The sequence below is a fragment of the Dactylosporangium sp. NPDC050588 genome (genome assembly GCF_040654975.1).
In the GTDB taxonomy this organism is placed as follows: domain Bacteria; phylum Actinomycetota; class Actinomycetes; order Mycobacteriales; family Micromonosporaceae; genus Dactylosporangium; species Dactylosporangium maewongense.
This window is the reverse complement of sequence record NZ_JBFAJA010000012.1, coordinates 117,118-144,095: the sequence shown is the minus strand read 5'-3', so window position 1 is coordinate 144,095 and position 26,978 is coordinate 117,118. Positions and strand designations below refer to the sequence as shown.

28 protein-coding genes and 1 pseudogene are annotated in these 26,978 nt (G+C 73.9%); 17 read left to right on the top strand and 12 right to left on the bottom strand.

Annotated elements, in window-relative coordinates; translation table 11 throughout:
- Window positions 1-2: 2 nt before the first annotated feature.
- Window positions 3-419 carry a carbohydrate ABC transporter permease gene (locus AB0I21_RS10735; protein WP_360560106.1) on the bottom strand — a complete coding sequence of 139 codons (417 nt, stop codon included), beginning with the start codon at window positions 417-419 and terminating at the stop codon, window positions 3-5.
- On the bottom strand, window positions 416-1,540 hold the full coding sequence (locus tag AB0I21_RS10730) for an extracellular solute-binding protein (RefSeq protein ID WP_360560105.1): 1,125 nt from the start codon (window positions 1,538-1,540) through the stop codon (window positions 416-418). The genes AB0I21_RS10735 and AB0I21_RS10730 overlap by 4 nt, the downstream gene beginning before the upstream one ends.
- A gap of 205 nt (window positions 1,541-1,745) precedes the next feature.
- On the opposite strand from AB0I21_RS10730, the gene AB0I21_RS10725 reads away from it, so the two are divergent.
- Window positions 1,746-2,738: a LacI family DNA-binding transcriptional regulator gene (locus AB0I21_RS10725; protein WP_360560104.1), complete on the top strand. Its 993-nt coding sequence runs from the start codon at window positions 1,746-1,748 to the stop codon at window positions 2,736-2,738.
- Between the two features lie 44 nt (window positions 2,739-2,782).
- A complete protein-coding gene (locus AB0I21_RS10720; RefSeq protein ID WP_360560103.1) occupies window positions 2,783-3,022 on the top strand; it encodes a hypothetical protein in 240 nt (79 codons plus the stop codon).
- Here the strand turns inward: AB0I21_RS10720 and AB0I21_RS10715 are convergent.
- Complete coding sequence (locus AB0I21_RS10715; RefSeq protein ID WP_344510490.1) at window positions 3,009-3,836, bottom strand: helix-turn-helix domain-containing protein; 828 nt, start codon at window positions 3,834-3,836, stop codon at window positions 3,009-3,011. The genes AB0I21_RS10720 and AB0I21_RS10715 overlap by 14 nt on opposite strands.
- A 40-nt stretch (window positions 3,837-3,876) precedes the next feature.
- A complete protein-coding gene (locus AB0I21_RS10710; protein ID WP_360560102.1) occupies window positions 3,877-5,004 on the bottom strand; it encodes a hypothetical protein in 1,128 nt (375 codons plus the stop codon).
- Between the two features lie 39 nt (window positions 5,005-5,043).
- On the opposite strand from AB0I21_RS10710, the gene AB0I21_RS10705 reads away from it, so the two are divergent.
- The 3 genes from AB0I21_RS10705 to AB0I21_RS10695 all read left to right on the top strand — a co-directional run bounded on the left by AB0I21_RS10705 (window position 5,044) and on the right by AB0I21_RS10695 (window position 6,983).
- Window positions 5,044-5,670 carry a YdcF family protein gene (locus tag AB0I21_RS10705; RefSeq protein ID WP_360560101.1) on the top strand — a complete coding sequence of 209 codons (627 nt, stop codon included), beginning with the start codon at window positions 5,044-5,046 and terminating at the stop codon, window positions 5,668-5,670.
- A gap of 12 nt (window positions 5,671-5,682) precedes the next feature.
- Window positions 5,683-6,390 carry a glycosyltransferase family 2 protein gene (locus AB0I21_RS10700; RefSeq protein ID WP_360560131.1) on the top strand — a complete coding sequence of 236 codons (708 nt, stop codon included), beginning with the start codon at window positions 5,683-5,685 and terminating at the stop codon, window positions 6,388-6,390.
- Between the two features lie 80 nt (window positions 6,391-6,470).
- A complete protein-coding gene (locus AB0I21_RS10695) occupies window positions 6,471-6,983 on the top strand; it encodes a hypothetical protein (protein WP_360560100.1) in 513 nt (170 codons plus the stop codon).
- Between the two features lie 28 nt (window positions 6,984-7,011).
- On the opposite strand, the gene AB0I21_RS10690 is transcribed toward AB0I21_RS10695, so the two are convergent.
- Window positions 7,012-8,586, bottom strand: a complete 1,575-nt coding sequence (locus AB0I21_RS10690; protein WP_360560099.1) for a cellulose binding domain-containing protein — start codon at window positions 8,584-8,586, stop codon at window positions 7,012-7,014.
- A 262-nt stretch (window positions 8,587-8,848) separates the two neighbouring features.
- Between AB0I21_RS10690 and AB0I21_RS10685 the strand changes: the two genes are divergently transcribed.
- From AB0I21_RS10685 to AB0I21_RS10675, 3 genes are all read left to right on the top strand, one after another.
- Entirely contained in the window at window positions 8,849-9,868 is a 1,020-nt protein-coding gene (locus AB0I21_RS10685; protein ID WP_360560098.1) for a hypothetical protein, read from the top strand.
- Window positions 9,869-10,043: 175 nt separating this feature from the next.
- Complete coding sequence (locus AB0I21_RS10680; RefSeq protein WP_360560097.1) at window positions 10,044-10,433, top strand: ATP-binding protein; 390 nt, start codon at window positions 10,044-10,046, stop codon at window positions 10,431-10,433.
- A 72-nt stretch (window positions 10,434-10,505) separates the two neighbouring features.
- The gene (locus AB0I21_RS10675) at window positions 10,506-10,988 is read left to right on the top strand and encodes a DUF6194 family protein (RefSeq protein WP_360560096.1); all 483 of its coding nucleotides are present in this window, start codon (window positions 10,506-10,508) and stop codon (window positions 10,986-10,988) included.
- 63 nt (window positions 10,989-11,051) lie between these two features.
- Here the strand turns inward: AB0I21_RS10675 and AB0I21_RS10670 are convergent, their stop codons facing one another.
- Complete coding sequence (locus AB0I21_RS10670; RefSeq protein ID WP_360560095.1) at window positions 11,052-11,225, bottom strand: CsbD family protein; 174 nt, start codon at window positions 11,223-11,225, stop codon at window positions 11,052-11,054.
- Window positions 11,226-11,370: 145 nt separating this feature from the next.
- On the opposite strand from AB0I21_RS10670, the gene AB0I21_RS10665 reads away from it, so the two are divergent.
- From AB0I21_RS10665 to AB0I21_RS10650, 4 genes are read left to right on the top strand one after another with little or no spacing between them, the layout of a single operon-like run.
- On the top strand, window positions 11,371-12,714 hold the full coding sequence (locus AB0I21_RS10665; RefSeq protein ID WP_360560094.1) for a methyl-accepting chemotaxis protein: 1,344 nt from the start codon (window positions 11,371-11,373) through the stop codon (window positions 12,712-12,714).
- A 28-nt stretch (window positions 12,715-12,742) separates the two neighbouring features.
- On the top strand, window positions 12,743-13,075 hold the full coding sequence (locus AB0I21_RS10660) for a YciI family protein (protein WP_360560093.1): 333 nt from the start codon (window positions 12,743-12,745) through the stop codon (window positions 13,073-13,075).
- Window positions 13,068-14,309, top strand: a complete 1,242-nt coding sequence (locus AB0I21_RS10655) for a DUF6596 domain-containing protein (RefSeq protein WP_360560092.1) — start codon at window positions 13,068-13,070, stop codon at window positions 14,307-14,309. Before AB0I21_RS10660 ends, AB0I21_RS10655 begins: the two co-directional genes overlap by 8 nt.
- A gap of 5 nt (window positions 14,310-14,314) precedes the next feature.
- On the top strand, window positions 14,315-15,496 hold the full coding sequence (locus AB0I21_RS10650) for an amidohydrolase family protein (RefSeq protein ID WP_360560091.1): 1,182 nt from the start codon (window positions 14,315-14,317) through the stop codon (window positions 15,494-15,496).
- Between the two features lie 22 nt (window positions 15,497-15,518).
- On the opposite strand, the gene AB0I21_RS10645 is transcribed toward AB0I21_RS10650, so the two are convergent.
- The 4 genes from AB0I21_RS10645 to AB0I21_RS10630 all read right to left on the bottom strand — a co-directional run bounded on the left by AB0I21_RS10645 (window position 15,519) and on the right by AB0I21_RS10630 (window position 19,708).
- A complete protein-coding gene (locus AB0I21_RS10645) occupies window positions 15,519-16,157 on the bottom strand; it encodes a response regulator transcription factor (RefSeq protein ID WP_360560090.1) in 639 nt (212 codons plus the stop codon).
- The gene (locus AB0I21_RS10640; protein ID WP_360560089.1) at window positions 16,154-17,620 is read right to left on the bottom strand and encodes a histidine kinase; all 1,467 of its coding nucleotides are present in this window, start codon (window positions 17,618-17,620) and stop codon (window positions 16,154-16,156) included. Before AB0I21_RS10640 ends, AB0I21_RS10645 begins: the two co-directional genes overlap by 4 nt.
- A 10-nt stretch (window positions 17,621-17,630) precedes the next feature.
- Window positions 17,631-18,197: a hypothetical protein gene (locus tag AB0I21_RS10635; RefSeq protein ID WP_360560088.1), complete on the bottom strand. Its 567-nt coding sequence runs from the start codon at window positions 18,195-18,197 to the stop codon at window positions 17,631-17,633.
- 134 nt (window positions 18,198-18,331) lie between these two features.
- Complete coding sequence (locus tag AB0I21_RS10630) at window positions 18,332-19,708, bottom strand: DNRLRE domain-containing protein (protein ID WP_360560087.1); 1,377 nt, start codon at window positions 19,706-19,708, stop codon at window positions 18,332-18,334.
- Window positions 19,709-19,886: 178 nt separating this feature from the next.
- On the opposite strand from AB0I21_RS10630, the gene AB0I21_RS10625 reads away from it, so the two are divergent.
- From AB0I21_RS10625 to AB0I21_RS10610, 4 genes and pseudogenes are all read left to right on the top strand, one after another.
- Window positions 19,887-21,284 carry an MFS transporter gene (locus AB0I21_RS10625; protein WP_360560086.1) on the top strand — a complete coding sequence of 466 codons (1,398 nt, stop codon included), beginning with the start codon at window positions 19,887-19,889 and terminating at the stop codon, window positions 21,282-21,284.
- Window positions 21,281-22,273 carry a hypothetical protein gene (locus AB0I21_RS10620; protein WP_360560085.1) on the top strand — a complete coding sequence of 331 codons (993 nt, stop codon included), beginning with the start codon at window positions 21,281-21,283 and terminating at the stop codon, window positions 22,271-22,273. Before AB0I21_RS10625 ends, AB0I21_RS10620 begins: the two co-directional genes overlap by 4 nt.
- Window positions 22,274-22,496: 223 nt before the next feature.
- Window positions 22,497-22,730, top strand: a pseudogene (locus AB0I21_RS10615) (RICIN domain-containing protein); the annotation flags it as partial.
- A gap of 21 nt (window positions 22,731-22,751) precedes the next feature.
- Entirely contained in the window at window positions 22,752-23,927 is a 1,176-nt protein-coding gene (locus AB0I21_RS10610) for a S8 family serine peptidase (RefSeq protein ID WP_360560084.1), read from the top strand.
- Between the two features lie 207 nt (window positions 23,928-24,134).
- Here AB0I21_RS10610 and AB0I21_RS10605 read toward each other — a convergent pair whose 3' ends face one another.
- On the bottom strand, window positions 24,135-24,770 hold the full coding sequence (locus tag AB0I21_RS10605) for a maleylpyruvate isomerase family mycothiol-dependent enzyme (RefSeq protein ID WP_360560083.1): 636 nt from the start codon (window positions 24,768-24,770) through the stop codon (window positions 24,135-24,137).
- A gap of 75 nt (window positions 24,771-24,845) precedes the next feature.
- Between AB0I21_RS10605 and AB0I21_RS10600 the strand changes: the two genes are divergently transcribed.
- On the top strand, window positions 24,846-25,274 hold the full coding sequence (locus tag AB0I21_RS10600; protein ID WP_360560082.1) for a MarR family transcriptional regulator: 429 nt from the start codon (window positions 24,846-24,848) through the stop codon (window positions 25,272-25,274).
- An 11-nt stretch (window positions 25,275-25,285) separates the two neighbouring features.
- Here the strand turns inward: AB0I21_RS10600 and AB0I21_RS10595 are convergent, their stop codons facing one another.
- Complete coding sequence (locus AB0I21_RS10595; RefSeq protein WP_360560081.1) at window positions 25,286-26,797, bottom strand: protein kinase; 1,512 nt, start codon at window positions 26,795-26,797, stop codon at window positions 25,286-25,288.
- Between the last annotated feature and the right edge of the window lie 181 nt (window positions 26,798-26,978).

Genomic DNA, 26,978 nt, shown 5'->3' with positions numbered 1-26,978 from the left:
GTTCAGCCTTTCACCGCGCCGGTGAGGCTGAACGCCCCACCGAGCACTTTGGACAGTGCGGAGTAGAGCAGGACGACTGGTGCCGTGTAGAGGATGGAGAACGCGGCGAGCCGCCCGTAGGCGACCGCCCCGTACTGGGTGAAGAACGTGTAGATGGTCACTGACGCGGGCTGCTTCTCGTGGCTGAGCAGCAGGATGAACGGGACGAAGAAGTTGCCCCACTGCAGCACGAACGTGAAGATCAGCACGACGGTGAGGCCGGGGACCATCAGCGGCAGCACGATGCGCCGCAGCGACTGCAGCCAGCCGGCGCCGTCGGTCCAGGCGGCCTCCTCGAGGCTGACGGGGACGCTGTCCATGAAGTTCTTCATCATCCACACCGCGAACGGCAGCGACGACGCGGACATGAACAGGATCATCGCGGGCACCGAGTCGACGAGGTCGCGTCGGAGACGTGCGGGTAGTCCGCGTACGCCGGCCGGAAGTGGGTCACCTGCACCAGGTCGGTGAAGAACTTCAGGGTCGGGTTCGCGGCGAGGTACGCGGGATCGGCCGCGACGTTGGCGCGCTCGGCGATCTGGCTGGCGGCGATGTCGTAGGCGAGGCTGTTCTCCTTGTTCAGCGCGAGGCTGACGAAGTCGAACGCGGCCTGCTTGTCCTTGGCCTTCGCGCCGACCGACAGCACCCAGCCGCCGGACATGCTGGTCTTCCCGGGTGCCTGGCCCCGCTGCGTCGGCATCGCGGCCTGGCCGAGCACGGTCGACCACTGCGGCCACGGCTTCGCGCCGCTGGGCAGCCAGTTGCCGCTGATCCACGACCCGTCGAGGTCGATGGCGAGCTTCCCGCCCGGCAACAGCTCGGTGCCGACGTGGTTGCCGAAGTTGGGGTCGAGCGCGTCCTGCGGCGCCGGGGCGAGCCCTTCGCCGTAGATCGTCTTGATGAAGCCGAGCGAGTCGAGCATGCCCTGGCTGGACGTGACCCACTTCTTGGATGCGTCGTCGTAGAAGGTGTCCTGGGTGCCGTACAGCAGCATCTCCAGGCCCTGCATGGTGGCGTCCTCGCCGGCGGACTTGCCGGAGTAGACGTTGAGCGGGGTGACGCCGGGCAGCTTCGCCTTGACGGTGCGGGCGGTGGCGAGGACGTCGTCCCAGGTCTTCGGCTCCCACGGCACGGAGATGCCGGCCTGCGCGAAGAGGTCCTTGTTGTACCAGAGGGCGCGGGTGTCGGTGCCCATCGGCACGCCGTAGGTCTTGCCGTCGAGGGCCTTGGCGGCGGTCTTCGACGCCTCGGTGAACCGGCTCCAGTCCGGCCACTTCGCGAGGTACTCGTCGATCGGGGCGAGGAAGCCGGCGGCGATGTCGGTGTTGACGAGGAACGTGTCCTCGTACATGACGTCGGGTGCGGTGCCCGGCGAGCGGTTCATCAGCGAGAGCTTGGTGTAGTAGTCGTTCTCGGCGGCCTCGATGGGCACGAGCTTGACCGTCGAGCCGGGGTGGGCGGACTCGTAGGCGGTCTTGACCCGCTTCATCTGGTCGTCCATCTGCGTGAAGCTGCCGAACTTCTGGTAGGCGACGGTGAGGGCCTTGTCGTCGTCGCCGCCGGATGAGCAGGCGCGGCGCTCAGGATCAGGGCGGCAAGGGCCACCCGGGTGACGATGCGTCGCATCGATGCTCCAAGGGGTTTGGCGGAGCTGTATGAGAACGTAATCAGCTACGGTGTTGCGGTCAATGCCCGGAGGAGGCCCGGTGACGTCGAGGCGACCCACCATGCGCGACGTGGCACAGCTCGCCGGGGTCAGCCCGGCGACGGTGTCGCGCGTGGTCAACGACGAGCGGTACATCCGCCCGGAGACCCGCTACGCCGTCGAGCAGGCCATCACCGAGCTGGGGTTCCACCGCAACGAGATCGCCCGCGGGCTGCGGCCGGGCCAGACCACGGAGACGATCGCGCTGGTCATCGAGGACCCGGCGAACCCGTTCTGGTCGGGGGTCACCCGCGGCGCGGAGGAGACCGCCCGGCGGCACCAGCACATGCTGGTGGTCGGCAGCACCGGGCAGCGCTTCGAGCAGGAGCGTGACCTGCTGCGCGACCTGGTCCGGCGGCGGGTCGACGGGCTGCTGGTCACGCCGACCGCGCACGACCACGTCGAGCTGCACGCGGAGCTGGCCCGCTGGGCGCCGATGGTGTTCATCGACCGCGTGCCGCGGGGCGTGCCGGCCGACTCGGTCGTCCTGGACAACTACGGCGGCGCCCGCCAGGCCGTCGGCCACCTGACCGCGCAGGGGCACCGGCGGATCGGGTACATCGGCGGCGACCCGGCCGTCTTCACCGGCGCAGACCGGCTCGCCGGCTACCGGCGCGCGCTCGAGGACGCCGACATCGCCTACGACCCGGCTCTGGTCAGCCTCGACAACCACACGGTCGGCGCGGCCCGCGCGGCGGCGGCGGAGCTGCTGGACGGCCCGGCCGCCGACGCGATCTTCGCCGACAACAACCGGATCTGCGTCGGCGCGCTGCACGCCGCCGAGGGCTGCGACGAGATCGGCATCGCCGGCTTCGACGACCTGGAGCTGGTCGACCTGCTGCCCCGGCCGGTCGCGCTGGTCACCTACGACACGACCGAGCTCGGTCGGCGCGCCGCCGGGCTGCTGTTCCGCCGGATCGCCGGCAGCACGGAGCCGTCCGCGCAGGTCCTGCTGCCGACGTCGCTGGTGATCCGGGGCGGCCGCGGCCGCTGACGGCGGGCACCGCCCGTCCTGACAACGTTGACATCACGACCTCGGTGGGCTTCTATGTGGGGCGGGCCCTGGCGAAGGCGACGAGCAGCACCCAGTACGACGGCTTCATCGCCACGACCGCCAACTCGATCCTGGCCAACAACACCAACAGCGCCGGCCAGCAGGGTAACTCGTTCGTCGGCCCGTTCGCGCTGTGGAGCCCCACGACGCAGGCCGCCTCCGCCGCCGCGCTCGTCGCGGCCCTCGGCAGCGTGTACTTCAGGTTCGGGGTCACTCCCGGTTGAGCTCCCGGAACCGGCCGGGGGTGACGCCGACCTCGCGGCGGAAGAAGCGGCAGAAGTACGCGGGGTCGGCGAACCCGACGGCGTGTGCGACCTGCGCGACGCTCAGCCCGGTCCGGGCCAGCAGCCGCCGCGCCTCCAGGGCCTGGGCGCGGCGGATCAGCCGGCCGGGCGGCTCGCCGGTGGACGCCTTCACCGCCTCCGTCAGGTGACTGGTGGAGACGCCGAGCCGCGCCGCGTAGGCCCGCACGGTCGGCGCGATCCCCGTGTCGTGGGTGAGCAGCCGGCCGAACCGCTCCGCCACGCCCGGCGCCGGATCCGCGGGCCGCGGCGCGCCGAGGCGCAGCGCGCGGACGACGAGCACGTGCAGGAGCGCGGCCAGGACGGTGGTGAAGCCCGGCCGGCGTTCGGTGTACTCGAGCGCCATCGCGGCCAGCAGCGACTCGAGGCCGGCCGCGTCGCCGGGGGCGGGCCGCAGCCCGGGAGCGGCCGACAGGGCCGTCAGGGCGCGGCGGTCCTCCGGGTGCTGGTGCAGCGCGTCGTCGGCGAAGACGATCACCCAGCCGTCGAGCCCGCAGACGTCCCGCCAGTGGTGCACCTGCCCCGGCGCGACCGCGAAGAGCTGCGGCGGCCGCAGCCGGTGTGCGGCGAGGTCCACGACGTGCGCGCCGGTGCCGCGGGTGACGTAGACGATCTCGTGGAAGCTGTGCCGGTGCGGGAAGCCGGCCCGCGCCATCGGCCCGAACCAGTCGAACGAGCCGATCGCGAACGGCAGCGGCGCCGGGTCCGGCACGTCCAGCTCGTGCCTCGGCAGCACGTCCTCCACCTTTCTGTAAAGAATCCTCAAAGTAACGCGCTCATGTACCGCGGTCAATGCCGAGCATGCCGTCGAGCACCTCGTGGAGGAACGCGGTGCGGTCCGCGGGCGGGCCCCACGAGTCCTCGACCCGGCACAGCAGCAGCACCCGCGCCGGGACGCCGTGCCGCGCGTACGCGACGAGCTTGTGGTGCCCGTCGAGGACCACCCCGACGAAGAACCGCTCGGGGTGGTCCATCCGCACGTCGCGGTCCTCCACCCACGCGGTGACCACCGCGGCGGGCCGTTCACCCGCGGCGATCCTTGCCGCGTGTGCCGCCACGGTACGGGGATCGACCGCCGCGAGGTCCTGGGACGGCAGCAGCACGGCGAACGTCGGCCGCACCCCGGGCACCGTCGTGCGCAGCTGGAGATGCCCGGTGCCGGGCCAGTCGACCTCCGGCACGTCGAAGGGCTCCTCGTCGGCGCGCAGCTCGTGGCGCCGCAGGCACCAGGACGCGGCCGGGTCGCTGACCACCTCCAGGTCCAGGTCGGCGAGCGCGGCCAGGTAGTGCCCGGACCGCAGGCCTGTCAGCAGCGGCGCCACGGCGTCCAGCACGTCCCCGTCCAGCGCGGTCACGTCGCCGAGCCGCTCCCGCACCAGCTGCGACAGCGCCGCCGCGGGCCGCTCCGGCCACCCGATGAGGTGCAGCGTGGTCTCGCACGTGCCGCAGTCGGAGCCCACCCCGTACAGTGGCGACCCGCCGACGAGGAGCGACTTGAACCAGCGCGGCCAGGTCGAGCCGGGTGGCGTCGGGTCGTAGTCGATGCCGACGATGCCGCGCCCGTCGGCGACCACGAGCCTCGCCCGGTCGTCGCCGAGCGGCTCGACGTTTTCCACCCGCGGCCGGGCCTCCGTCGCCGGCGTCCAGGCGGCCCACGCCATGCGCACCGCGTGCGGCCAGGCGTCCCGGTCGAGGGGGAGCACCGGGTCGTGGCCGGTCAGCCGGACCAGCGCGTGGTGCAGCCCGAACAGCGCCTCCCCGGGCGCCTCACCCACCCGTTCCCGCAGCGGCCCGATCGCCGCGGGGTCGCCGCGTTGCTCGATGGTCACGACGAGCCGGTCGTGCTCGAGCCCGGTGAGCCGCGGCAGCCGCGCCAGGAGCGAGGCGAGATCGTCGTCCGTCACCCGCGCAGTCAAGCACGGCGCGGTGAGTACGGTGGGATCGTGACGGCGCCGGTGACGACCGTGCTGCTGGTGTTCGGGCGAGGGGTCGCGACCGCCGGCGGGGAATGGGTGCTCACCCCGGCGGGTGCCGCCAGGGTCGACGCCGCGATCGGCTACGTCTCGGCGCACCGGGACGCGTTCGACGCCGCGGCGGCGCCGCTGGTCGTGTTCAGCGGCGGGTGGGCGGAGGCGGCCGAGGGCGCGCCGCGACCGCCGGAGGGCTGCCGGGAGGGTGACCTGATGGTGGCGCGGGCGCGGGCCGCCGGGCTCGACCGCCACGCGGCGCTGCGGACCGAGTGCCGGTCGCGGAGCACCCTGGAGAACCTGCTGCACACGGTCGAGGACGGCCTGCTCGCCGGGCACGAGTTCGGCCCCGGGCACCCGCTCGGGCTGGTCTCGCACGCGTGGCACCTGCCGCGGATCCGGTTCCTCGCCCGCAAGGTGCTGCGGCTGCGTGGTGCGGCGCTGCTCGACGTGCCCGCGACCGGCGGCGAGCCGGCGTCGCGGCGGGAGCGGGCGCTGCACGTCGCGTCGCGGCTCTGGTTCCTGGGCGTCGCCGACCCCGCTGGGCTGCTGCGCCGCGAGCGGGCGGCGGTGGCGGCATTGCGCCGCCGCCCGGCTGGGTAACAGGCATCCGTGATGTTTCTGCTGCCGGTGTACGAGCCGGGCCACGGCCTCGTCAGCACCATCGTCGCGCTGTCCGGGGCGCGGCCGGGGGCGCACGTCGTCGTGGTCGACGACGGCAGCGGACCGGCCGCCGCGGGCCTGCTGGACCGCGCCCGGGAGCTGGGCTGCACGGTGCTGCGACACGGGACGAACCGCGGCAAGGGCGCGGCGCTGAAGACCGGCTTCCGGCACATCGCCGCGGCCCACCCCGGCCGGGCGGTCGTCTGCGCCGACCCCGACGGTCAGCACCTCCTGGCGGACATCCTCCGGGTCGCCGAGCACGTGGAGGTCGGCGGCCAGATGGTGCTCGGCGTGCGCCGCTTCGAGGGCCGGGTGCCGCTGCGCAGCCGCTTCGGCAACGCCGTCACCCGCGTGTTGTTCCGCGCCGCGACCGGCCGCGACGTCCGGGACACGCAGACCGGGCTGCGCGGCTACCCGGCGGACCTGCTGCACTGGCTGTGCGGGATCCCGGGCGAACGGTTCGAGTACGAGATGAACGTCCTGCTGCACGCCGCGCGCGCCGGTCGGCAGATCAACGAGACGGTCATCGCCACCACGTACATCGGCGACAACGGCACCTCGCACTTCGGTTCGCTGTCCGACTCGGCCCGCGTCTACCGCCCGCTGCTGCGTCACGCGCTGTCATGGAGGGGTGCGCGTAGCCGGCCGGTCACGCGATGAGGGATCATGGAGGCATGGAACCGACCGCTGGCCGCCGACCCACACAGAAGACCGCAGTGAGCGGGGGCGAGGCTGGGTGGGTGCCGATCACGGAGCTGACCGAGCTGGCGCGGGCGCTGCTGGGTGAGCGCCCGAGCGGCCGTGACGTCGTGCCCGTGGCGGTCGCGGAGCGGATCAGCCGGCTCGCGGCGCAGTGGGCGTCGGCCGGGTTCACCGCCGCGACCGTGGGCCCGTGGGTGGACCTGCAGCCGGCCGCGGCCGCCGTGCTCGCCAAGGCCGGTGCGACGCCGGAGGCCCTCGACCGGCAGGTCGTCACCGTGTCCGGCGCCGCCATGACCCTGTGGCGGGCGGTCTGCTCCGGTGCGATGTCCGCCGCTGACGCCGCCGCCGCGCTGCGACCCGCCGGCGGTGCGCCCGCGCCCGCGCCCGCTCCCAGCGCCGCCCCTGCCTCTGCCCCTGCCGTCGGCGTCGAGGCGCCGGCGCGGGCGAAGATCGCTCCGGCGCTGTTCTCCCACCCCGCGACGGAGACGGTGCACGACACGGCCGAACAGCGCCGCCGGTCCGCTCCACCGGCGACGCCGTTCAGTGCGTGAGCCGTCCCGGCTCAGTGCGTGAGCCGACTCAGCCGGTGTACGCGGCGAAGATGCGGCTGAACTCGTAGGGCTGCTGCGGGATGTTGGTGCACATGTAGAGCGCGCCGTTGCACGCGTTGCGGTCCCGGGTGGTCTCCCAGAAGGACAGCATGCCCAGGTGGTTGGCCTGCGCGAACGCCACCAGCTGCCGGGCGTCGGCCTGGTCGTAGGTGCCGCCGTCGTCGTTCTTGCCCAGCATCGGCGTCACGCCGACCATCCGCCACAGCTGCGCGTCGGTCTTCGCCGGGTACAGCGTCTTGAGCTGCGCGAACGTCGACTGCGCCGCCTGCACGGCGAAGTTGCCGTAGTCGCCGCTGCTGCGCTGGTAGTCCATCGCCATGACGTTGACCAGGTCGAGGTTCACCCCGGCGTCGCGGGCGGAGCGGACCACGGCCACGCCGTCGGCGGTGAGGCCCTCCGGCAGGACCGGCAGGGTCAGCGAGATCTTCAGGTTGGGCCGGGCGGCCTGCAGCAGCGCGAGGGCCTGCGACCGGCGCGCGACCGTGGTCGGGTCGGCCACCGCCGCGCCCTCGATGTCCAGGTCGATGTAGTTGAGCTGGTACGCGTCGACGACGGCCTGGTACTCCGCCGCGACGGCCGCGGGGGTGCCGCAGGCCTGGGCGAGCTCGATGCCGCTCGCACCGCCGAAGGAGATCTTGACGTCGCCGCCGCGGGCGCGGATCGCGTCGATCTGGTCCTTCGCCCACGCGGCCCTCGGGTCGTACGCGTTGAACCACGACGCCTTGCACCCGGCGCTGTTGACGAACGCGAGGGTGAAGCTCTTCAGGTTGCCGGCGGTCGCCATGTCGGGCAGTGACGGGGTCGGCCACGCGCCCATGTCGACGTACGGTGCGACGGGCACCGCGGTGCCACCGCCGCCACCACCCGCGGTGGTGCTGACGCTGACCTGGTTGCTCGCGGCGGAGGTGTTGCCCGCGGCGTCGCGCGCCTTGACCGTGAACGTGTAGGCCGTAGACGCCGACAGCCCGCCGACGGTGCCGCTCGTGCCGGTGACGGTGGTGGCCAGGGTGCCGCCGCGGTAGATGTCGTACGCGGTGACGCCGACGTTGTCGGTCGAGGCGTTCCAGGCGAGGCTGACGCTGGACGAGGTCGCACCGGTGCCGCGCAGGTTCGCCGGGGCGGTCGGCGCCTGCGTGTCGGCCACGCCGGCGCAGCTGGCGCCGTTGAGCTTGCAGTTGGCGGGCTTGCCGCCGCCGGAGACGAGGAACCCGAAGCTGGTCGACGCGCCCGGCGCGAGCGTGCCGTTGTAGGTCCGGTTCGTCGCGGTGACGTGGGTGCCGGCCTGGCTGGCCAGGACGTCCCAGTAGCTGCCGAGCGTGGTCCCGGCCGGCAGGTCGAACTCGACCTTCCACGACGTGACGGTCGTCGCGGAGCCGTTCGCGATCGTGTACTTCGCCTGGTAGCCGGAGCCCCAGTCGGAGTCGTACGTGAGGGTGGCGGTCAGCGAGCCGGCCGCTTCCGCGGTCCCGGCGAGGACGGCCGTGCCGCCCGCCGCCAGGATCGTCGCGGCGGCGACCAGCACCAGCCGGTGTCGTAGCGCCATCTATGCCTCCAGCGTTGGTCTGATTGATGCCCAACGATAAAGAAAGTTAACTAAAAGTCAATGGGTCGTTCCCGGCGCTCGATCTTTGCTTCGCGAGCCCCCGGATCGGAGGAGGATGGGTGTCGCGCCGCCGAAGCTGGGTAGCGCTTCCTTGTCACGCGTCCCGCGTCACGCCTGGTTCGGATTCGCCGCGTGAACTTGCTGATTTGTCACGCTTTGTTCGGATTCGTCACGGCTGGTTCGGTTTGCCGAGGGAGGGCCCATGTTCAACCCGCTGGAGCACCCGGGACTGCCGGTAGGCCGCCAGGGCCGGCACTGGCACGAGCTCGACGTCGAGGCGACCCAACTGCGCTCCGCCGAGCCCGGCGCGCGCGGCCGGGTCGACGAGATGGAAGCCCTTCAGGCGGCTGCCGCCCTGTTCAACCGCCGTGCCGCCCTGCGCTGCCCCGACCTGGAGTCCCAGCGTGCCGTGCAGCGCCTCGGCCTGGCCGCCACGGCCCGCCACGACACGCTCGCCGCGCTGCACCCGTTCGCCGGGGCCGCCCTGTCCCCGGGTGGCGACCAGAGCCTCTGGGCCCAGCTGGTCGTCCAGGAGTGCGCCGCCTGCGCCATGTACCACACGTTCCTGGAACAGGAGACCGACCGCCGGCTGCGCCAGCTGTGGGAGCTGCACCTGCAGATGGAGCTCGCCGCCCTCCACACCGCCGGTGACCTGCTCCGCCTGCACGAGGACCGTGACCCGCAGGAGCTGATGGCCACGATGCCGGCCGCCGGCGTGGCCGACCTGCCGGCGATGCTCACCGAGCACCAGTCCCGGATCGACGAGCAGTTCGACAGGACCGCGGCCGCCGCGGGGGAGGACCGCTACACCGCGTTCGGCGAGCTCGCCTGGATGATCGCCGTCCACGAGACGATCGAGGAGGAGATCGTCCACCCGCTCACCCGGCACCTCGACCCCCCGGACCACCTCGCCGACCACCTGCTCGACGAGGAGCGCCGGATCAGCGAGGCCCTCGCCGACATCTCCATCAGCCTCGGCGACGTCGACGGCCTGGCCGCCGTCCACGCCATGCTGCTCGCCCACACCCGGCGCGAGTCGACCGAGGAGTTCCCGCTGCTGCGCGCCGGCATCCCCGCCGCCGAGCTCGCCGACCTGGCCACCGCCGCCCGGGCCGCCGAGTCCCAGGCCTGTGCCGGCGCGACCGCGCGCCCCGGCATGCCGCAGGCCTCCGACCTCGTCCGCGACGTCCTGCGACCCACGGCCCAGCAGCTGCCCGTGTGACCGCCGGCCGCCGCGTCGCCGCCTTTCCGCGGTGTCCATGGCCGGGCCGGGGCTTGCCATTCGAACCCCGGCAGGATTCGGGATCCCGCCCGATGGGTACAAGTCTTGGGCGGGGGGACGAAGTGGCAGGCGACGAGACATGCGTAGGGGCGCGGTGACGATGGCACGCGACCGGATGCGCTCTGTGACTCGCGAATTCACCGGTGACGGCCTGCGCCGCGTCCGGGACCTCGTCGAGCAGACCGCCCGCCTCGCCGGCGTCTCCGCGTCCAACGTGCACAAACTGGTGATCGCGGTCAGTGAGCTCGCCGCCAACGCGATCCGCCATGGCGGCGGCAGCGGGCGGATCGTCATCGAGCAGACGGACGAGGGCGTGCGGGTCGAGGTCAGCGACCACGGGCCGGGCCTGCCGGAGTTCGTGCCGCAGGAGCTGCCGGCGCCCGAGGAGATCAACGGCCGCGGCCTGTGGATGGTCCGCAACCTGTGCCGGGACCTGCACATCACCAGCACCGCCCGCGGGGTCACGGTCCGGCTGTTCATGCCCCGTGCGGAGCGCCCCGCTTGAGGCTTTCGCGGCCACTGTACTAACGAAGCGCGTCAAACCTTCACTGGGTGGTTCAACGATACGGTTGAAGTCATGACTGACGCTGCCACCCCGGAGGCGATCGCCGGCCGGATCCTCGCCCTGCCCGGCGTCGAGCTGCTGCTCGCGACGCAGGAGTCGGGGGCGCCGGTGACGAGCTGGGGCGACCGGTTCTTCTACGTCGGCCCGGACCGCAGGATGCCGTTCGCGACGATCGTCGGGCGGGACACCCCCGGCTGGGACGAGGCGTCGCGGCTGGACCGGCCGGGCGTGTTCCGGGTCAACGTGCACGCCGGGCGCGAGGCGTTCGAGGCGCACCTCGGCTATCCGCCCGCGGAGCTGCCCGAGCGGCAGGCGGGCATCGACTTCGCCGGGCTCGACGAGATCCTGCCGCATCCCGCGTACGGGCGGCAGGGCTGGGTCTGCGTGCTCAACCCCGGCGGCCGTACCGCCGCCGACCTCGACGCCCTGATCGCCGTGGCGCACCGGCACGCCACCGAGGCCGACCTGCGCCGCCGCGGGAGGCACCCGGGCTGAGCGGCCGGCCATGGACAGGTCAAGGGCCCGCGTCCAGCCGGACGCGGGCCCTGGCGACCGCGATCAGTCCTTGAACGCGTCCTTGACCTTCTCGCCGGCCTGCTTGAGGCTGCCCGAGGCCTGGTCGACCTTGCCCTCGGCCTCGAGCCGCTCGTTGCCGGTGGCCTTGCCCGCGCCTTCCTTGACCTTGCCGGCGGTCTCTTCCGCCTGGTTGTCGATCTTGTCGCTCAGTCCCATGGCGAACCCCAATCACAGAAGGTCGGTCCGGTGCCGCTGCCGGCACCCACCAGTAGTGGTGCCCCTGGTGCGGCGGGCGAAACGGTGCGGGGAGTCACCTCAGGCACACCTGACCGCAACCGATCTGAACCTCGAGGTGATGGCGATGACGCGCTGGCTCGCGAACCGGGCGGTCCGCACCAAGGTGCTGCTCGTCGTGGCGATCCTGGGCGTCGTCGCGGTCGCCGGCGCGGCCCTCGCGTCGGTGCGCCTGCACGAGCTCAAGACGGAGGCGGAGGCGCTGTACGTCCGCGGGCTGCTGCCGGTCGCCGGACTCAGCGAGGCCCGCAACGACATGTCAACGGTGCGCGTCGCCGCGCTCAACCACGCGCTCAGCGCCGACCCCGCGAAGAAGGCGACCTACGACAACGCGCAGCGCAGGACGTGGGCGCTGCTCGTCGCGGGGCTCGCCCTGGCGGTCCTGTTCGCGCTGCTCGTCGCCGGTCAGCTGGTCCGGGCCGTGGCGCAGGTCGGGCACGTCGTCGCCGGGATCGCCGTCGGGGACCTCACCCGGACCGCGGACGTCGCGGGCGCCGACGAGCTCGGCGCGATGGCGGGCGCCCTGAACACCGCCACCGCACAGGTGCGCGAGTCGGTGCTCGCCGTCGGCGCGAGCAGCGCATCGCTCGCCGGGGCGGCGCAGGAGCTGTCGGCGGTGAGCAACCAGATCGCCGTCAGCGCGGCGGACGGCAGCACCCAGGCCGCCGTCGTGTCCCGGTCGGCCGGGGAGGTGTCCAGCAATGTCCAGACGGTGGCCGCCGGCACCGAGGAGATGGGTGCCGCCATCGCCGAGATCGCCCGCAGCGCCGCCGACGCCGCCCGGGTCGCCGGCGGCGGCGTGGTGACCGCGCAGCAGGCATCGGAGACGATCCGCAAGCTCGGCCACTCCAGCGGCGAGATCACGACCGTGCTGAAGGCGATCACCGCGATCGCCGAGCAGACGAACCTGCTGGCGTTGAACGCGACGATCGAGGCGGCGCGGGCCGGCGACGCCGGCAAGGGCTTCGCCGTCGTCGCCGGTGAGGTGAAGGACCTGGCGCAGGAGACCGCGAAGGCGACCGGCGACATCTCCGCCCGCATCGACGCGATCCAGCAGGACGCGGCCGCCGCCGTCGCCGCCGTCACCCAGATCGCGGCCGTCATCGACGAGACCAACCAGTACGCCACGACGATCGCCGCCGCCGTCGAGCAGCAGAGCGCCACCACCAACGAGATGACCCGCAACGTCGCCGAGGCCGCGTCCGGCGCCAACGAGATCGCCAGCAACATCAGCGGCGTCGCGCAGGGCGAGCCGGGCCACCAACGAGGGTGTCACGCAGACCCGTACGTCGGCGGACGACCTCGCCCGCATGTCGGCGGAGCTGCAGCAGGTCGTGTCCCGCTTCCAGCTCGCATGATTTTTTCCGCGCTCGCTGTCCGTTGGGCGGGGTCCCGTTCGTCACCATGGTGAGATCCTGTCGAACGAAGGGCCCGTCACCGTGAAGTACATGATGTTCGTCTGCACCGACACCGAGCCGGACACCGACCCGGCGCCCGAGCCCGACATCCTCGCCTGGGTCGCCGAGCACGACGCCGCGGGGCGGCGGGTGACGGGCGACCAGCTGGCCGCGACGTCCGCCGCGACGACCGTCCGGGTCCGCAACGGTGAGCTGCTCGTCTCCGACGGCCCGTTCACCGAGACCAAGGAGGTCATCGTCGGGTTCGACATCCTGGAGTGCGCCGACCTGGACGAGGCGATCGAGGTCGCCCGGGCCCACCCGATGGCGCGGGCCGGGCGGCTGGAGCTGCGGCCGTTCGCGACCTTTGCGTAACCCGCCGGCTGACGGCGATCCGGTCGCGGCGGCGGCCGTCGGCGCCTACCCGAGGATCGTCGCCACGCTGATCCGGGTCACCGGCGACTGGGCCCTGGCCGAGGACTGCGCGCAGGACGCCCTCGCCGCGGCCCTGGAGCGGTGGCCGCGCGACGGCGTGCCGGACAACCCGGGCGGGTGGCTGATGACGGCCGCCCGCAACCGGGCCGTCGACGTGCTGCGCCGCGCCGCCGTGGAGCGCCGCAAGCTGCAGGAGATCGCCGTGCTGACCCCTGCCGAAGAAGCGGTCCCGGGCGAGCTCGACGACCGGCTGCGGCTCATCTTCACCTGCTGCCATCCGGCGCTGCCGCTCGAGGCGCGGGTGGCGCTGACGCTGCGCACCATCTGCGCGGTGCCGACCGCCGACATCGCCCGGGCGTTCCTCGTCACCGAGTCCGCGATGACCCGGCGGCTCACCAGGGCCAAGTCGAAGATCGCGGCGGCCGGCATCCCGTTCCGGGTGCCGGCCGGCCGGGCGCTCACCGAACGCCTCCCCGGCGTCCTCGCCGTGCTGTACCTGCTGTTCACGCAGGGCTACAACGCCGACGGCGAGCCCGCGTTCGCGGACGAGGCGATCCGCCTGGCGCGGCTCGTCGAGCGGCTCATGCCGGACCAGCCGGAGGTGCCGGCGCTGCTGGCGCTGTTCCTGTTCCAGCACTCGCGGCGCGCCGCCCGCCGCGGCGCGGACGGCGAGCTGCTCACCCTCGACCGGCAGGACCGCGGCCGCTGGGACCACGCGGCGATCGCCGAGGCGGTCGAGGTGCTGCGGCGGGTGACGGCCGACGGCCCGTACGCGCTGCAGGCCCGCATCGCCGCCTGCCACGCCACCGCCCCGTCGCCGGACCTGACCGACTGGGCGCGGATCGCCGCCTGCTACGACCGGCTCGCCGCCGCGCAGCCGTCACCCGTGATCGAGCTCAACCGGGCCGTCGCGCACGGCTACGCGTACGGGCCGCGGGAAGGCCTGGCGCTGCTCGCCGCGGTCCGCGCGCTCGACGGGCACCCGCACGCCCTGGCGGTGGAGGCCGACCTCACCGGGCGGCTCGGCGAGCACGCGCGCGCCGCGGAGCTGTTCCGGCGGGCCGCCGCGGCGGCGCACAGCGACGAGGAGCGCCGCGCCCTGTCCGCCCGCGCGGATGAGTGGCACCTCCGTGGTAGCACTGATGCGCCGGACGGCGGCGCGGGCGCATCCTGAGCGCCGTGACCATCGTCCTGCGCGCGGCGCGGCTGTTCGACGGCGCCGCCGGCTCCCTGACCCCCGACCCGGTCGTGATCGTCGACGGCGGCCGGATCACCGCCGCCGGCCCCGGCGTGCCCGTGCCCGCCGGGGCGGCCGTCGTCGACCTCGGCGACGCGACGATCCTGCCCGGGCTCGTCGACACCCACGTGCACCTGGCGTTCGACACGTCCACCGACCCGGTCGGCGCCCTCGCGGGCCGCGACGAGGCGGCGGCGCTCGCCGCGATGACCGCCGCCGCCCGGCACGCCACCCGCGGCGGCGTGACCACGGTCCGCGACCTCGGCGACCGTGGCTACCTCGCCCTCGCGCTGCGCGACGCGGTGGCGGGCGACCCGACGCTGCCGACGATCGTCGCCGCCGGGCCGCCGATCACCACGCCCGGCGGGCACTGCCACTTCCTCGGTGGTGCCACCGCGGCCGGTGCCGCCGGGGTCCGGGCCGGGGTCCGCGAGCGCGCCGAGCGCGGCGCCGACATCGTCAAGATCATGGCGAGCGGCGGCAACCTCACGCCGGGCACCCTGCCGGAGCGGTCCCAGTTCGGCGTCGCCGAGCTGCGGGCCGCGGTCGACGAGGCGCACCGGCTCGGGCTGCCCGTCACCGCGCACGCGCACGGCACCCAGGCGATCGCCGACGCCCTCGCGGCCGGGGTCGACGGGCTGGAGCACGTGTCGTTCACGACCGCGGACAGCGTGGAACCGGTCCCCGACGCGGTGCTCGCCGCCATCGTGGCGCGGCGGGTGGCGCTCGGCATCACGATCGGCGTCAGGCCGGTCCCGGGCTTCACCCCGCCGCCGGCCGTCCTGTCCCGCCTGCCGCTGCTGCACGCCGGGAGTCGCCGCATGCACGAGGCGGGCGCCGTCATCACCGCCGGCACCGACGCGGGCATCGCACCGATCAAACCGCCGGACGTCGTGCGGTGGGCGGTCGCGCAGCTCGCCGGGATCGGCATGACGCCGGTCGACGCGCTCCGCGCGGTCACGTCGGTCGCCGCGGCGGTGTGCGGGCTCGGCGACCGGAAGGGCCGCGTCGCGCCCGGTTTCGACGCCGACCTCCTGGTCGTCGCCGGCGACCCGCTGCGCGATCCCGCCGCCCTGCACGACATCCGCGCCGTCTACGTCCGCGGCGTGCCGGTCAGCCATTGAAGGCGGGCCCGCGGCGGTGTGCTCAGTCAGCGAGGAGGCCGTGCTCGCGGGCGTAGAGGGCGGCCTGGGTACGGTCGCGCAGGCCGAGCCGGGTCAGCACCCGCGACACGTGGTTCTTCACCGTGCCCTCGCTGACGAACAGGGCCCGGCCGATCTCGCGGTTCGTCGCGCCCGTCGCGACCAGGCGCAGGATCTCGACCTCCCGGGCCGTGAGCGCGCCGCCCGCCGGGACGGGCGGGTCCGGGGTCGCGGCGGCGAGCCGGGCGGCGACCCCGGCGGCGAGCGGCGCCACCCCGGCGTGCGTGAGGCGGACCGCGGCGGCCAGGTCGGCGGCGGCCAGGTCCTTGAGCAGGTAGCCGCTGGCGCCGGCCCGGAGCGCCCGCGTCACGTACTCGTCGTCGTCGAACGTCGTGAGCATCACGACCCGGCAGCCCGGGAGCCGCTCGCACAGCTCCCGGGTGGCCTCGACACCGTCCATGACCGGCATGCGGACGTCCATCAGCACCACGTCCGGCGCGGCGTCGAGGGCCTTCGCGACCGCCTCGGCGCCGTCCGCGGCGGTGCCGACGACGTCGATCCCCGGCTGGATGCCCAGCAGCGACGCGATGCCGTCGCGGACCAGCTGCTGGTCGTCGACGACAAGGACCCGGACCGCCGTCATGCCGCCGGCACCGTCACGGTGAGGGTGACCCCGGGCCCGCCGCCGCGCTTCGTGGCCGCGCCGCCGCCGCTGTACGTGGTGCCGCCGTCGCGGCGCCCGATTGCTGTGGCGCCGCTGTCGCCGCCGTTGCCGTGCTCGGTGGCCGTGTCTCCGCCGGTGTGGCTGGTATCCGCGCTGCTGTTGCCGTGTTCGGTGGCCGTGTCTTCGCCGGTGGCCGGGTCAACGTTGGTGTCGCCGGTGTCCGTGTCTTCGCCGGTTGCCGTGCCGCCGCTGTGGCGGGTGGCCGTGTCTGCGGTGGCGCGGCCGGTGTCCGTGTCTTCGCCGGTTGCCGCGCTGCCGCTGTGGCGAGTGGCCGTGTCTGCGGTGGCGCGACCGGTGTCCACGTCTCCGTCGGTGGCCGTGTCTCCGTCGGTGGCCGTGTCTTCGCTGGTGTGGCCGGCGGTGACGGCGAGGCTGCCGCCGACCGCGGCGAGCCGCTCCCGCATGCCCCGCAGCCCGAAGCCCTCGGCCGCGCCGGCCGCGAAGCCGTGCCCGTCGTCGGCGACGACCAGCCGCGCCGTGCCGCCGCCGAACGTCGCCCGGACCGTGACCCGGCCGGCGCCCGCGTGCCGGCGGGCGTTCGTCACGCCTTCCTGCGCCGCCCGGAAGACCGCGATCCGCGCCACCAGCGGCAGGTCCGGCTCGTCGCCGAGGACCGTCACGTCCACCCCTTCGCCGGCGAGGTCGGCCAGCGCGCCGGTCAGCGAGAACGGCGCCGTCAACGCCCGTACCGCACCGCGCACCTCGTGCAGGGCGCGTGCCGCCGAGTCGCGCGCCGCCCGTACCGACTGATCGGCCGCCACCGGATCCCGCTCGCGGAACGCCGCCGCCTTCTCCAGCTGGATGCTGACCGCGGTCAGGTGGTGTCCGAGGCTGTCGTGCAGGTCCCGGGCGACCCGCCCGCGCTCCGCCGCCGCGGACAGCTCCGCGACCTCGTCGAGCGCCAGCCGCAGCCTCGCCCGCGAGTCGGACTCGCCGACCGCGGCCGCCGCCATCGCGACCGCCAGGCACATGCCGACGGCCAGCATCAGCACGTCCCTGACCCGTTCGCCGGCGGTGTACCAGTGGGGGTCGGCGACGCTCAGCCACCCGACGGGCACCGCCACGCCCGCCGCCGCGAGCGTGACCGCGACCTTCCTTCCGTAGGCGAAGTACGCGGCGAACGGCACCAGCAGGAACAGCAGGTTGGCCAGTCCGTCGCCGTCGAGCGCCGCGACCAGCACGAACAGCGCGGTCCTGGCGGTCAGGAACACCGCCGCCGGCGCCGCGACGCGGCGCTCGACCAGCTCCAGGCCGGCGAGCGCCCCGATCGCGGCGACGAGCACGGCGGCCTGTGCGACGCCGCCGGCCCTGACCTGATGGTGCAGACCGGCGGCGAGGACCGCGCCGTACACGACGAACGGCAGCCACGGCGGGCGCATCATGCGATTCAGGCTACTGTCCACCGGAGGCCGGCAGCACGGACAGTGCCAGCCACCCGATCGACGCCGCGGCCAGCACGTGCACCAGGCTCGTCGCCAGGGTGTCCGGCAGCGGGGCCAGCGCCGCGAGCAGCGTCAGCGACACGCCGTAACCCGCCGCGGGCAGCCTCGGGAAACCGCCGGAGCGCAGCATCGAGACGCTGAAGAGGATCGTGCCGGCGACGAACACCACGGCGCTGATCAGCAGCGCCGTGCCGAACGGTCCGTCCCGCAGCGTGTCCACAGTGGACTCGTCGAGGTGGAACAGGACCAGGTTGAGCGCGAACGCGACGCCGGTGAACAGCCCGAGACCGAGCACGTTCACCGCGTAGGCGGCCGCCCCGAATCTGCCGGCGGCGGCGCGATGGTGCAGGTAGAGGGCGGTGACCGCGGGCGCGGAGAGCGCGGTGCCGAGCCCGAGGACGAAGCTCGTCGCCGACGTCTCGCCGGTGAACGCCTCCACCGCGCCCGGCACGCCGATCGACAGCCCGAGCAGGACGCCGCTGGCGGCGCCGAACCGTTGCAACCACGTGAGATCCATGCCGTGGACCGTATTTTCGCGGGCGGCACGCGGGGGAGTGCCGGACGGCCAAGGTTCCGGCTGCCGTTCGTCATGTGCCGGGCCGCCGGGGCACACGGCAACGCGTGCACCCCGGCGGACGGTGGAGCGTGCGGTCAGTGGCAGGAACCGGTGCCGCTGTCGCTGTAGGACTGGCCGGCGACGGGGACGAACTGCCAGTCGTACGTGTTGGCGTGGAGCGTGAACTTGAGGACGCCGTAGGCGGAGCTGTTACGGGCCTCGCTGTTGGGCTGGATGGTGCCGAAGGCGTAGTGGCTGGCGCCACCCATGCCGGCGACCCAGGTGCGCAGGCCGCGGGCGTTGTCCAGGGCGCCGCTCGGGTTCATCGGGGCGAAGCGCTCGTAGACGTGGTTGTGACCCCACAGCACGACGTCGGCGTTGTAGTCGTACAGCGCCTGGTAGAGCGGGCGCGTCGAGGTCGACGGGGCGTGGTTGGAGCTGGACGTGAAGAGCGGGTGGTGCCAGTACGCCAGGGTGCACGGCTTGCTGCTGGCCGCGAGGTCCGAGCGCAGCCACTGCTCCTGCGCCGAGCCCGCGGACATGCTGATGTTCGAGTTCAGCGACACGATGTGCCAGTTGCCGAGGTCGAACGAGTAGTAGCCACGGCCGGACGGGCCGGCGACGGAGCCGAAGTAGCTGTAGTACGCCGAGGCGCCCGACGTGACGTAGTCGTGGTTGCCGGGGGAGGGCCGGGTGCGGGCCTTGAAGCGGCCCCACGTCGGCTCGTAGTACGAGTTGAACTCGCTCGCCGTGCCGCTGTCGTACACGTTGTCGCCGAGCGTGTAGACGGTGCCCGGGATGTTGTCGATCAGCGCCGCGGTGGCGCTGTCGCCCGAGCCGGAGTTGGCGATGTCGCCGGCGCCCACGAACACGGGGTCGCCCGAGGGCGGCGTGGTCGTGCCGGTGGTGATGACCAGCTGCGGGGCGTCGGCGCCGCTCTCGCGCGAGTCGTAGTAGGCGCCGTCGGAGTTCGTGGAGCTGCCGCCGATGCTGAACGTGCCGTTGCCGGTCACGAGCGCCTTGACGTCGACCTCGTACCAGCCGTCCTTGCTGACGGCGCCGATGGTGCCCAGGGTCGCGCCGTCGATCGCGGGCTGGTTGTTCCAGGTCGTGCCCGTCTCGGACCACGTCGTGTTGCTCATGGCCTTGAACGTGCCGCCGGCGGGGCTGCCGTCGTTACCGCTGATGGTGCGCAGGCGCAGCTTGGCGGCGGTGACCGTGCCGCTGACGCCCGACACCGTGAATCGCAGGAAGACGCGGCGCACCGGCGAGTTGTCCACGACGATCTGCGTCGCCGTGCCGTAGTTGGTGGACGCGGTGTCGCTCTGGACGTACGTGTCGGCGACGGGCGTGAACGTGGCCGTGGCGGCCGACGCGGGGGTCGCGGCGGCCACGACGACGGTGGCGGTGGCGGCGACCAGCGCCGCGACCGTCGCCATCGTCACCTGTGGGCGGGTGAGACGGATGCCCATCCAGAAACCCTTCTCTGGGCGTGTGCAGAAGCGCAAGGAACATAGGGACGCCGATGGGCCGCACCGGTACCGTAAGGTAAACATATAACGAAATACTTCGATGTAAAGTCCCGTTCATGTGCTGCACACCGGCCCGCCGTTTCCGGGGCGTTGCGGGAAGATCCGCCGCCGTCGGACGATGGCGCACCGTTGCCCGCAGGAGCCGCAGGAGAGGGAGACCACCGGGGTGTACCTGTCGACCGTGACCAGCCCGGTCACCGCGCCGCCCGGCGGTGACCCGCGCCGCCGCCGGATCGCACTCGTCAGCGGCAACGTCGTCGCCCTCGGCACGGTCAGCCTCATCACCGATGTGTCCGCCGAGATGGTCACCGCGGTCCTGCCCCTGTACCTCGTGCTGGGCCTGCACGTCAGCCCGCTCGCCTACGGTGTCGTGGACGGCGTCTACACCGGCGCGACCGCGGTCCTGCGCCTCGCCGGCGGGTTCGTCGCCGACCGGTTCCGCTCCCGCAAGCTGGTCGCCGGCTTCGGGTACACGCTGTCCGCCGTCGCCAAGCTCGGCCTGCTCCTCGCCGGCCGGTCGGTGCCGGCGATCGGCGCCGTCATCGCCGTCGACCGTCTCGGCAAGGGCGTGCGGACCGCGCCCCGCGACGCGCTGATCACCGAGTCGACGCCGCCGGAGGCGCTGGGGCGGGCGTTCGGCGTACACCGGACGATGGACAGCATCGGGGCGTTCCTCGGCCCGCTCGTCGCGCTCGCCGTCCTCGCCGCCGCCGGCGAGTCCTACGACGCGGTCTTCGTGACCAGCTTCTGCATCGCGGCGCTCGCGGTCGTCGTGCTGGCCCTGTTCGTCCGCGAACGACCGGCGGCAGCGCCCGAACCCTTGGCGGCGCCCGAGTCCGCGGCGGCGCTCGAGCCCGCCACGGCGCCCGCGTCCGCGGCGACGAGCGAATCCGCCACGGCGCCGGAACAGCCCGCGGCGGACAAGGTGTTGCTGAAGGCCGCGTTCGGGTTGCTGCGCGACGCGCCCGTCAGGCGGCTCGCGGCGGCCTCCTGCCTGCTCGGGCTCGCCACGATCGGCGATGGTTTCGTGTACCTGATGCTGCAACGCCGCGAGGAGCTCAGCCTCGTGTGGTTCCCGATGCTGGCGGTCGGCACGAGCCTGGCGTACCTCCTGCTCGCCGTACCCCTGGGCATCCTCGCCGACCGGATCGGCCGGCTGCCGGTGGTCCTCGGCGGCTACACGGCGCTGGGCCTGGCCTACCTGCTGCTCTTCGGCCCGGTCGGCGGGTGGCCGCTGCTCGTGCTGACCCTGGCGCTGCACGGGCTGTTCTACGCCGCCACCGACGGGGTCCTCATCGCCCTCGCCGGGCCGGTGCTGCCGGCGCGGCTGCGCACCACCGGCATCGCGGTCGTCCAGACGGGGCAGGCGCTCGCGTACCTGGTGTCGTCCGTCCTCTTCGGACTCGCGTGGCAGGCGTGGGGCCCGCAGACCGCCAGCCGGGCCGCGGCCGCCGGTGTGGCCGTGGTCGTGGTCGCGACACTGCTGCTGCTGAGGAAACGGGGACCGGTGCGATGACACAGCTGTCGAACAAGGCGCGGATCGGCGTGCTCGCCGCCGCCGTCGTCGTGCTCGCGGGCGCCGCGGCGGGCTACACCGCACTCGCCGCCGACCGCGCCGAGCCCGCGGCCGCGACCGGGACCGGGCAGGACGCCGCCGTGACGCTCACGCCGGGGCCGCGCCTGCTCACGATCACCGACCGGCACCTCGCGACCGTGGCCGCCGCGGACCCCACCGGTCCGCGGACCGTGTCCACAGTGGAGTGCCTGCGGGTGTACGCCGCCGCCGGCACGGGCGTGTGCCTGCGGCCGCAGACCGCGTGGGCCTACGAGGTGGTCGTCCTCGACGCCGACCTGCGCCCGCGGCAGACCGTCGCCGTGCCCGGCCTGCCCAACCGCGCCAGGGTCTCGCCGTCGGGCCGGTTCGTGGCATGGACCGTCTTCGTCGGCGGCGACTCCTACACCAGCAGCGGGTTCTCCACCCGCACCGGCATCCTCGACACCAGGACGGGCACGACCATCAGCTCGCTCGAGGAGCTCACCGTCATCCACGAGGGCAAGCCCTACCGCAACGTCGACGTGAACTTCTGGGGCGTCACGTTCGCCGCCGACGACAACCGGTTCTACGCGACGATGTCGACGGCCGGCCGCCGGTACCTCGTCCGCGGGGACCTCGCCGCCCGCACCGTCGAAACCCTGCGCGACAACGTCGAGTGCCCCTCGCTGTCGCCGGACGGCACCCGGATCGCGTTCAAGCAGGCGATCGACGCCGACCCGCAGCGCGGCTGGCGGCTGTCGGTGCTCGACCTCGCCACCATGCGGGTGACGCAGACCGCGGAGCAGACGAGCGTCGACGACCAGGCGGCCTGGCTGGACGGGTCCACCCTCGGCTACACGCTGCGCCAGGACGACGGCCGCCCCGACGTCTGGTCGGTGCCCGCCGACGGCACGGGCGCGCCCCGCCTGCTGATCCCGGGCGCGGAGTCGCCGGCGCCGCTGGCTGTCTGAATCCTGTCACCGCGCGGGTGACCGGAGTGTCGCCAAGCGGACCGAGTGCGGCGCCGGCCCGTTGGGCGCCTCACTGTGTGCCGGGTCCGCACTTCGGCACTCAGTGTAAGGAGCACGGAATGGTAGGACGGAAGCTACTGGTCGTGGCGGCCGTGGCGGCGACGCTGCTCGCGATGGCCGCGACGCCGGCCTCTGCGGCGGTCACCGGCACCACAACGTCAACAGCCGCAGGTGCCTGGAGGTGCTCAACTACAGCACCGCCAACTTCGCGCCCGTCGGCCAGTACGACTGCTATGGCGGCATGAACCAGAAGTGGTACCTGCTGAGCAACGGCTCGATCGTCAACCAGTACAGCAGCAAGTGCCTCGAGGTCCTGTACTACAGCACGGCCGACTTCGCCCCGGTCGGCCAGTACGACTGCTACGGCGGCGCCAACCAGAAGTGGTGGTGGTCCTGACCCTGCCGGTACGGTCGCGGCGTGAGAACGCGCAGCGCCGTGGCAGCGCTGGTGGCCGGGGTGTTGATCGGGGGCGCCCCGGCGCCGGCACAGGCTGAGACCGTCCGCGAGCAGCAGTGGTGGCTCGGCGCGCTCGGCATGGCGAAGGCCCAGCAGGTCAGCAAGGGTGAGGGCGTCGTCGTCGCGGTGATCGACACCGGCGTCGACGGCGCCCAGCCGGACCTGTCCGGCGCGCTGCTGCCCGGCGCCGGCACCAACGGCGTGGCGAGCGAGAAGGGCTGGGACGACCCCGACGGCCACGGCACCCAGATGGCGACGGTCCTCGCGGGCCGGGGCGGCGACGGGGCGAACCATGTGCTCGGCATCGCCCCGAAGGCCAAGGTCCTACCGATCGCGATCCCGATCGGCAACCGGGCGGCCGGAGCGCCCGCGGGCACGCTCGCCGAGCCGATCCGCTACGCCGCCGACCACGGCGCGAAGATCATCAACATGTCGTTCACGCTCACCGACGACGAGCTGAAGCAGCCGGAGCTGGACGCCATCGCGTACGCCCGCGCCAAGGGAGCCGTCCTCGTCGCCGCCGGCGGCAACCGCCCCCAGGGCGACGACCACGTGCCGCTCCCGGCCCGCTACCCCGGCGTCATCACCGTCGCCGGCACGACCCGCACCGGCGGGCTGTGGGACGGTTCGATCGCCGACCCGACCGTCGACATCGCCGCGCCGGCGCAGGACATCATCGGCGCCGCCCCGAAGTCCCGCTACCCCTCCGGTTTCGCGATCGGCTCGGGCACGAGCGGCGCCGCCGCGATCGTCTCCGGCCTCCTCGCGCTGATCTGGTCCAGGCACCCCGGGCTGGACGCGGCCAACGTCGTCAACCGCCTCTTCGCCACCGCCCGCGACAAGGGCGCCCCCGGCCGCGACGACAGCTTCGGCCACGGGCTGATCGACCCGTACGCGGCCCTGACCGCCACCGTCCCACCGGTCACCGCCGACCCGCTCGGCCCGCTCGGCCCGACCGCGTCGCCGTCCCCGCCGGCGCCGCCCACCACCCACGCGCCGCCGCGGGCTTCCGGCGACGGCCCGGGCACGGCCGCGATCCGCGCCGCCGTCGTCGGCGGCGGATCGCTTCTGCTGGCGCTGCTGCTCGTCTTCGGCGTCGCCCGCCCGCTGCTGCGCGGCCCACGCCGGCGCCGCTGACCCGCCTCCGAGGCGCGCCGGGCCTGCTCCCGCCGGGCGCCGGGCCCGGCTCACGGTGGGCGGCGGGGCGACTACCCGGGCGGTGGCGAAGCCGGGGCCTGCTTCCGAGGCGCCGAGGGCGATTCCCGTGGGCCGCTCTCGGAGGCCGCTCTCGGAGGCCGCTCCCGGAGGCCGCTCCCGTGGGCCGCTCCCGGTGGCGACGGGTGGCTACCGGACGGTGGTGGCGAGGCCGGGCCCGGACAGGTGGGGCAGGGCCGCGGCGGTGCGGCCCGTGAGCAGGAGCAGCAGCGCGGAGATCGGGCCGCGGATCTCGTCGCCGGTGTCGGGGCCGGCGGCCCAGGTCGTGTCGGTGGCGACCAGGCGGACCCGGCGCAGCCGGCGGCGGGCCCAGAAGGGCCAGCTCATCGTCCACACCCGGGTCGCGGCGGCGGCTGCGGCGACCGGCGGCACCGGGTGCGGCAGGCCGAGCGGGACGGCGATGTCCTGCCCGTGCACGAGGATGTCGGGCACGATGTTGCGGTAGCTGGTCACGGCCGGCAGGCGGCGGGAGTCCGCGTGCTCCCACAGCTCGGCGACGAGGCGCCCGGTGGACCGGGCCGCGTGCCGGACGGCCAGGTCGTGGTTGAGACGGTCAAAGCTGCCCCGGGCCCGGGCCGCCTCGCGCAGCATGGTGGCGAAGCCCGGCGGCTGCGGCGCCAGCGCGACGTGGGCGGCCACGTCGCGGACGGTCCAGCCCGCGCACAGCGACGGCGTGCCCCACTGCTCGGCGGTGAGGCCTTCGAGCAGGTCGGCGAGGCTCCGGCGCTGCTCGGCGATGACCTGCCAGCTCATCTCGGCGTCCATGACGGCTCCGCTGCTATAGTCAGTCTCTCTGACCAATGTAGTCAGAGAGACTGACCAACGTCAAGGACGGTGACCGTGTCGCTCAACGCGGGTCTGCTGCTGTTCATCCCGTACCGGGCGATGGAGAGCAGGGTCTTCGCCGCGCTCGCCGCCGCCGGGTTCGGCGACGTCACCCCGGCGCAGGCGAAGGTGTTCCAGCGCATCGCGGAGGACGGCAGCAGGCTCACCGACCTCGCCGAGCAGGCGCAGATCACCAAGCAGTCCGCCGGCTTCCTCGTCGACCAGCTGGAGCGGGCGGGCTATGTCGAGCGCGTCCCCGACCCGACCGACGCCCGCGCCCGGCTCGTGCGCGTCTCCGCCCGCGGCGCCGCGGCCGTCACCGTCGCCGCGGCCGCCGTCGCCGAGGTCGAGGCGGAGTGGGAGGCCCACCTGGGCGCCCGCCGGATGACCCAGCTCCGCGCGATCCTCACCGACCTGCGGGAGATCACCGACCCGTACGCGTGACGCCGCCCGTGTCAGCCGTTCGTGGTGGTCTTCGTCGTCGTGGCGGTCGGGGCGCCGTCGTCGCAGGTGACGGACATCCGGATGGTGGCGTTGCCGCGCTTGAAGGCGACCTCCGCCGTGGCCGCAGGGCCGCCGTTGAAGGTCGTGACCTTGTAGCCGTCCGCCGGGTCCGGGGACGTCAGCCGCACGCGTCCGGCGCCGTCGCAGGTGGCGGTGACCGTGCCGCCGGCGGAGGAGAGGGTCTCCGAGCGCGGCGGGTCCGCGGTCGGCGGCGGGGGTGGCGGCACGGTCGTGGGCGCCGGGTCGGTGACGTCGGCACCGCCGGAGGAGCCCGCCGGGGCGGGCCCGGCCGTGGCGCCGCCAGGGGTGCCGTGGCCCGGGGTGCCGGTGTGACCGCCGGACCTGGGGGTACCCGAGGCGGGGAGACCCGTCGCGACCGCCACGGCGGGCCGGGACCTGCCCGGCGACGGCGTGTCGTCGTCGGACCTGCCCGAGGCGATCGGCGGGGATCCCAGCGCCACCCAGGTCAGGACCGCGGCGGCCGACACGGCGCCCACGCCCGCCGCCGTCCTCACCCGGGCGCGCGACCGCCGGGCCGGGGTGGGCGGGATGACCAGGGCCGACGGTTCGCCGTCCGCCGACGGCCCGGTCGCCGTCCCCAGGGCCGTCAGGGCCAGCAGCGCCGGGGTGGACGGGACGACCTGCAGCCCGGCGGCCGCGGCGAGCGCCGCCGCGACCTCCGGCGCGTCGGGGCGCTCCGCCGGGTCTTTGCGCAGGCAGCGCTGGCACAGGTCGGCGATCTCCGGCGGGACCCCCGGCGTCTCCGGCAGCGGCGCGGGCGGGAGGTACACGTGCGCGGTGAGCACCTGCGTCGTGCTGTCCGCGGCCCAGGGCAGGTGCCCGGCGAGCAGCTTGTAGAGGATCACGCCGAGCGCGTAGACGTCGGAGGCCGGCTCGATCGCGTCGTCGGTCAGCCGCTCCGGCGCCAGGTACGACGGCGTGCCCAGCACCTGGCCGGACAGGTCCCCGTCGCCGCCGGGGCTGGCGGAGGCCGCGATGCCGAAGTCGACGACCTTCGCGCCGCCCGGGGTCACGATCACGTTGGCGGGCTTGATGTCACGGTGCACCAGCGACGCGGCGTGCGCGGCGGTCAGCGCGGCGGCGATCTCGGCGCAGATGCGGAAGGCGACCTTCGGCTCGATCGGCCCGGCGGCGATCCGCTGCGCGAGGGTCGGGCCCGGGACCAGCTCCATCACGACGTACGGGACGAGCTCGCCGTCGTCGGACGCCTCACCGTAGTCGTGGACCTGGGCGATGTTGGGGTGCGACAGGTTCGCCGCGGCCCTGGCCTCGGCGCGTATCCGCCGCAGCGAGTCGGGCTTCGTGATGTGCGCCCCGTCGAGCATCTTGACCGCGACCGCCCGCCCCAGCACCTCGTCGGTCGCCGCCCACACCACCGCCATCCCGCCGCTGCCGAGCTGCTCCTCCAGACGGTAGCGACCGCCCAGCACCCGCCCCTGCACCTCGCGCCGTCCCTCCGATCCGGTAGCCGTCCTCCGGCGGGCGTCTGGCTGCCTCCACGCATCGACGCCCGCCGTGCAGGCGTATCCTGCCGTGAGCACCCCTCCCGACGCCAGCCGCCCCTTGGTCGGATCGTCCGGCGCCCTGGTCAGACGGTCTCCGAACCGCGGGCCGGTCGACCGT

Excerpts from the sequence above, each read along its gene's own strand:
- AB0I21_RS10690 (WP_360560099.1), bottom strand. The coding sequence starts at position 8,586 with ATGGCGCTACGACACCGGCTGGTGCTGGTCGCCGCCGCGACGATCCTG.
- AB0I21_RS10685 (WP_360560098.1), top strand. The coding sequence starts at position 8,849 with ATGTTCAACCCGCTGGAGCACCCGGGACTGCCGGTAGGCCGCCAGGGC.
- AB0I21_RS10700 (WP_360560131.1), top strand. The coding sequence starts at position 5,683 with ATGTTTCTGCTGCCGGTGTACGAGCCGGGCCACGGCCTCGTCAGCACC.
- AB0I21_RS10635 (WP_360560088.1), bottom strand. The coding sequence starts at position 18,197 with ATGGATCTCACGTGGTTGCAACGGTTCGGCGCCGCCAGCGGCGTCCTG.
- AB0I21_RS10605 (WP_360560083.1), bottom strand. The coding sequence starts at position 24,770 with ATGGACGCCGAGATGAGCTGGCAGGTCATCGCCGAGCAGCGCCGGAGC.
- AB0I21_RS10680 (WP_360560097.1), top strand. The coding sequence starts at position 10,044 with ATGCGCTCTGTGACTCGCGAATTCACCGGTGACGGCCTGCGCCGCGTC.
- AB0I21_RS10640 (WP_360560089.1), bottom strand. The coding sequence starts at position 17,620 with ATGATGCGCCCGCCGTGGCTGCCGTTCGTCGTGTACGGCGCGGTCCTC.
- AB0I21_RS10630 (WP_360560087.1), bottom strand. The coding sequence starts at position 19,708 with ATGGGCATCCGTCTCACCCGCCCACAGGTGACGATGGCGACGGTCGCG.
- AB0I21_RS10665 (WP_360560094.1), top strand. The coding sequence starts at position 11,371 with ATGACGCGCTGGCTCGCGAACCGGGCGGTCCGCACCAAGGTGCTGCTC.
- AB0I21_RS10645 (WP_360560090.1), bottom strand. The coding sequence starts at position 16,157 with ATGACGGCGGTCCGGGTCCTTGTCGTCGACGACCAGCAGCTGGTCCGC.
- AB0I21_RS10730 (WP_360560105.1), bottom strand. The coding sequence starts at position 1,540 with ATGGACGACCAGATGAAGCGGGTCAAGACCGCCTACGAGTCCGCCCAC.
- AB0I21_RS10670 (WP_360560095.1), bottom strand. The coding sequence starts at position 11,225 with ATGGGACTGAGCGACAAGATCGACAACCAGGCGGAAGAGACCGCCGGC.
- AB0I21_RS10735 (WP_360560106.1), bottom strand. The coding sequence starts at position 419 with ATGATCCTGTTCATGTCCGCGTCGTCGCTGCCGTTCGCGGTGTGGATG.
- AB0I21_RS10620 (WP_360560085.1), top strand. The coding sequence starts at position 21,281 with ATGACACAGCTGTCGAACAAGGCGCGGATCGGCGTGCTCGCCGCCGCC.
- AB0I21_RS10625 (WP_360560086.1), top strand. The coding sequence starts at position 19,887 with ATGGCGCACCGTTGCCCGCAGGAGCCGCAGGAGAGGGAGACCACCGGG.
- AB0I21_RS10675 (WP_360560096.1), top strand. The coding sequence starts at position 10,506 with ATGACTGACGCTGCCACCCCGGAGGCGATCGCCGGCCGGATCCTCGCC.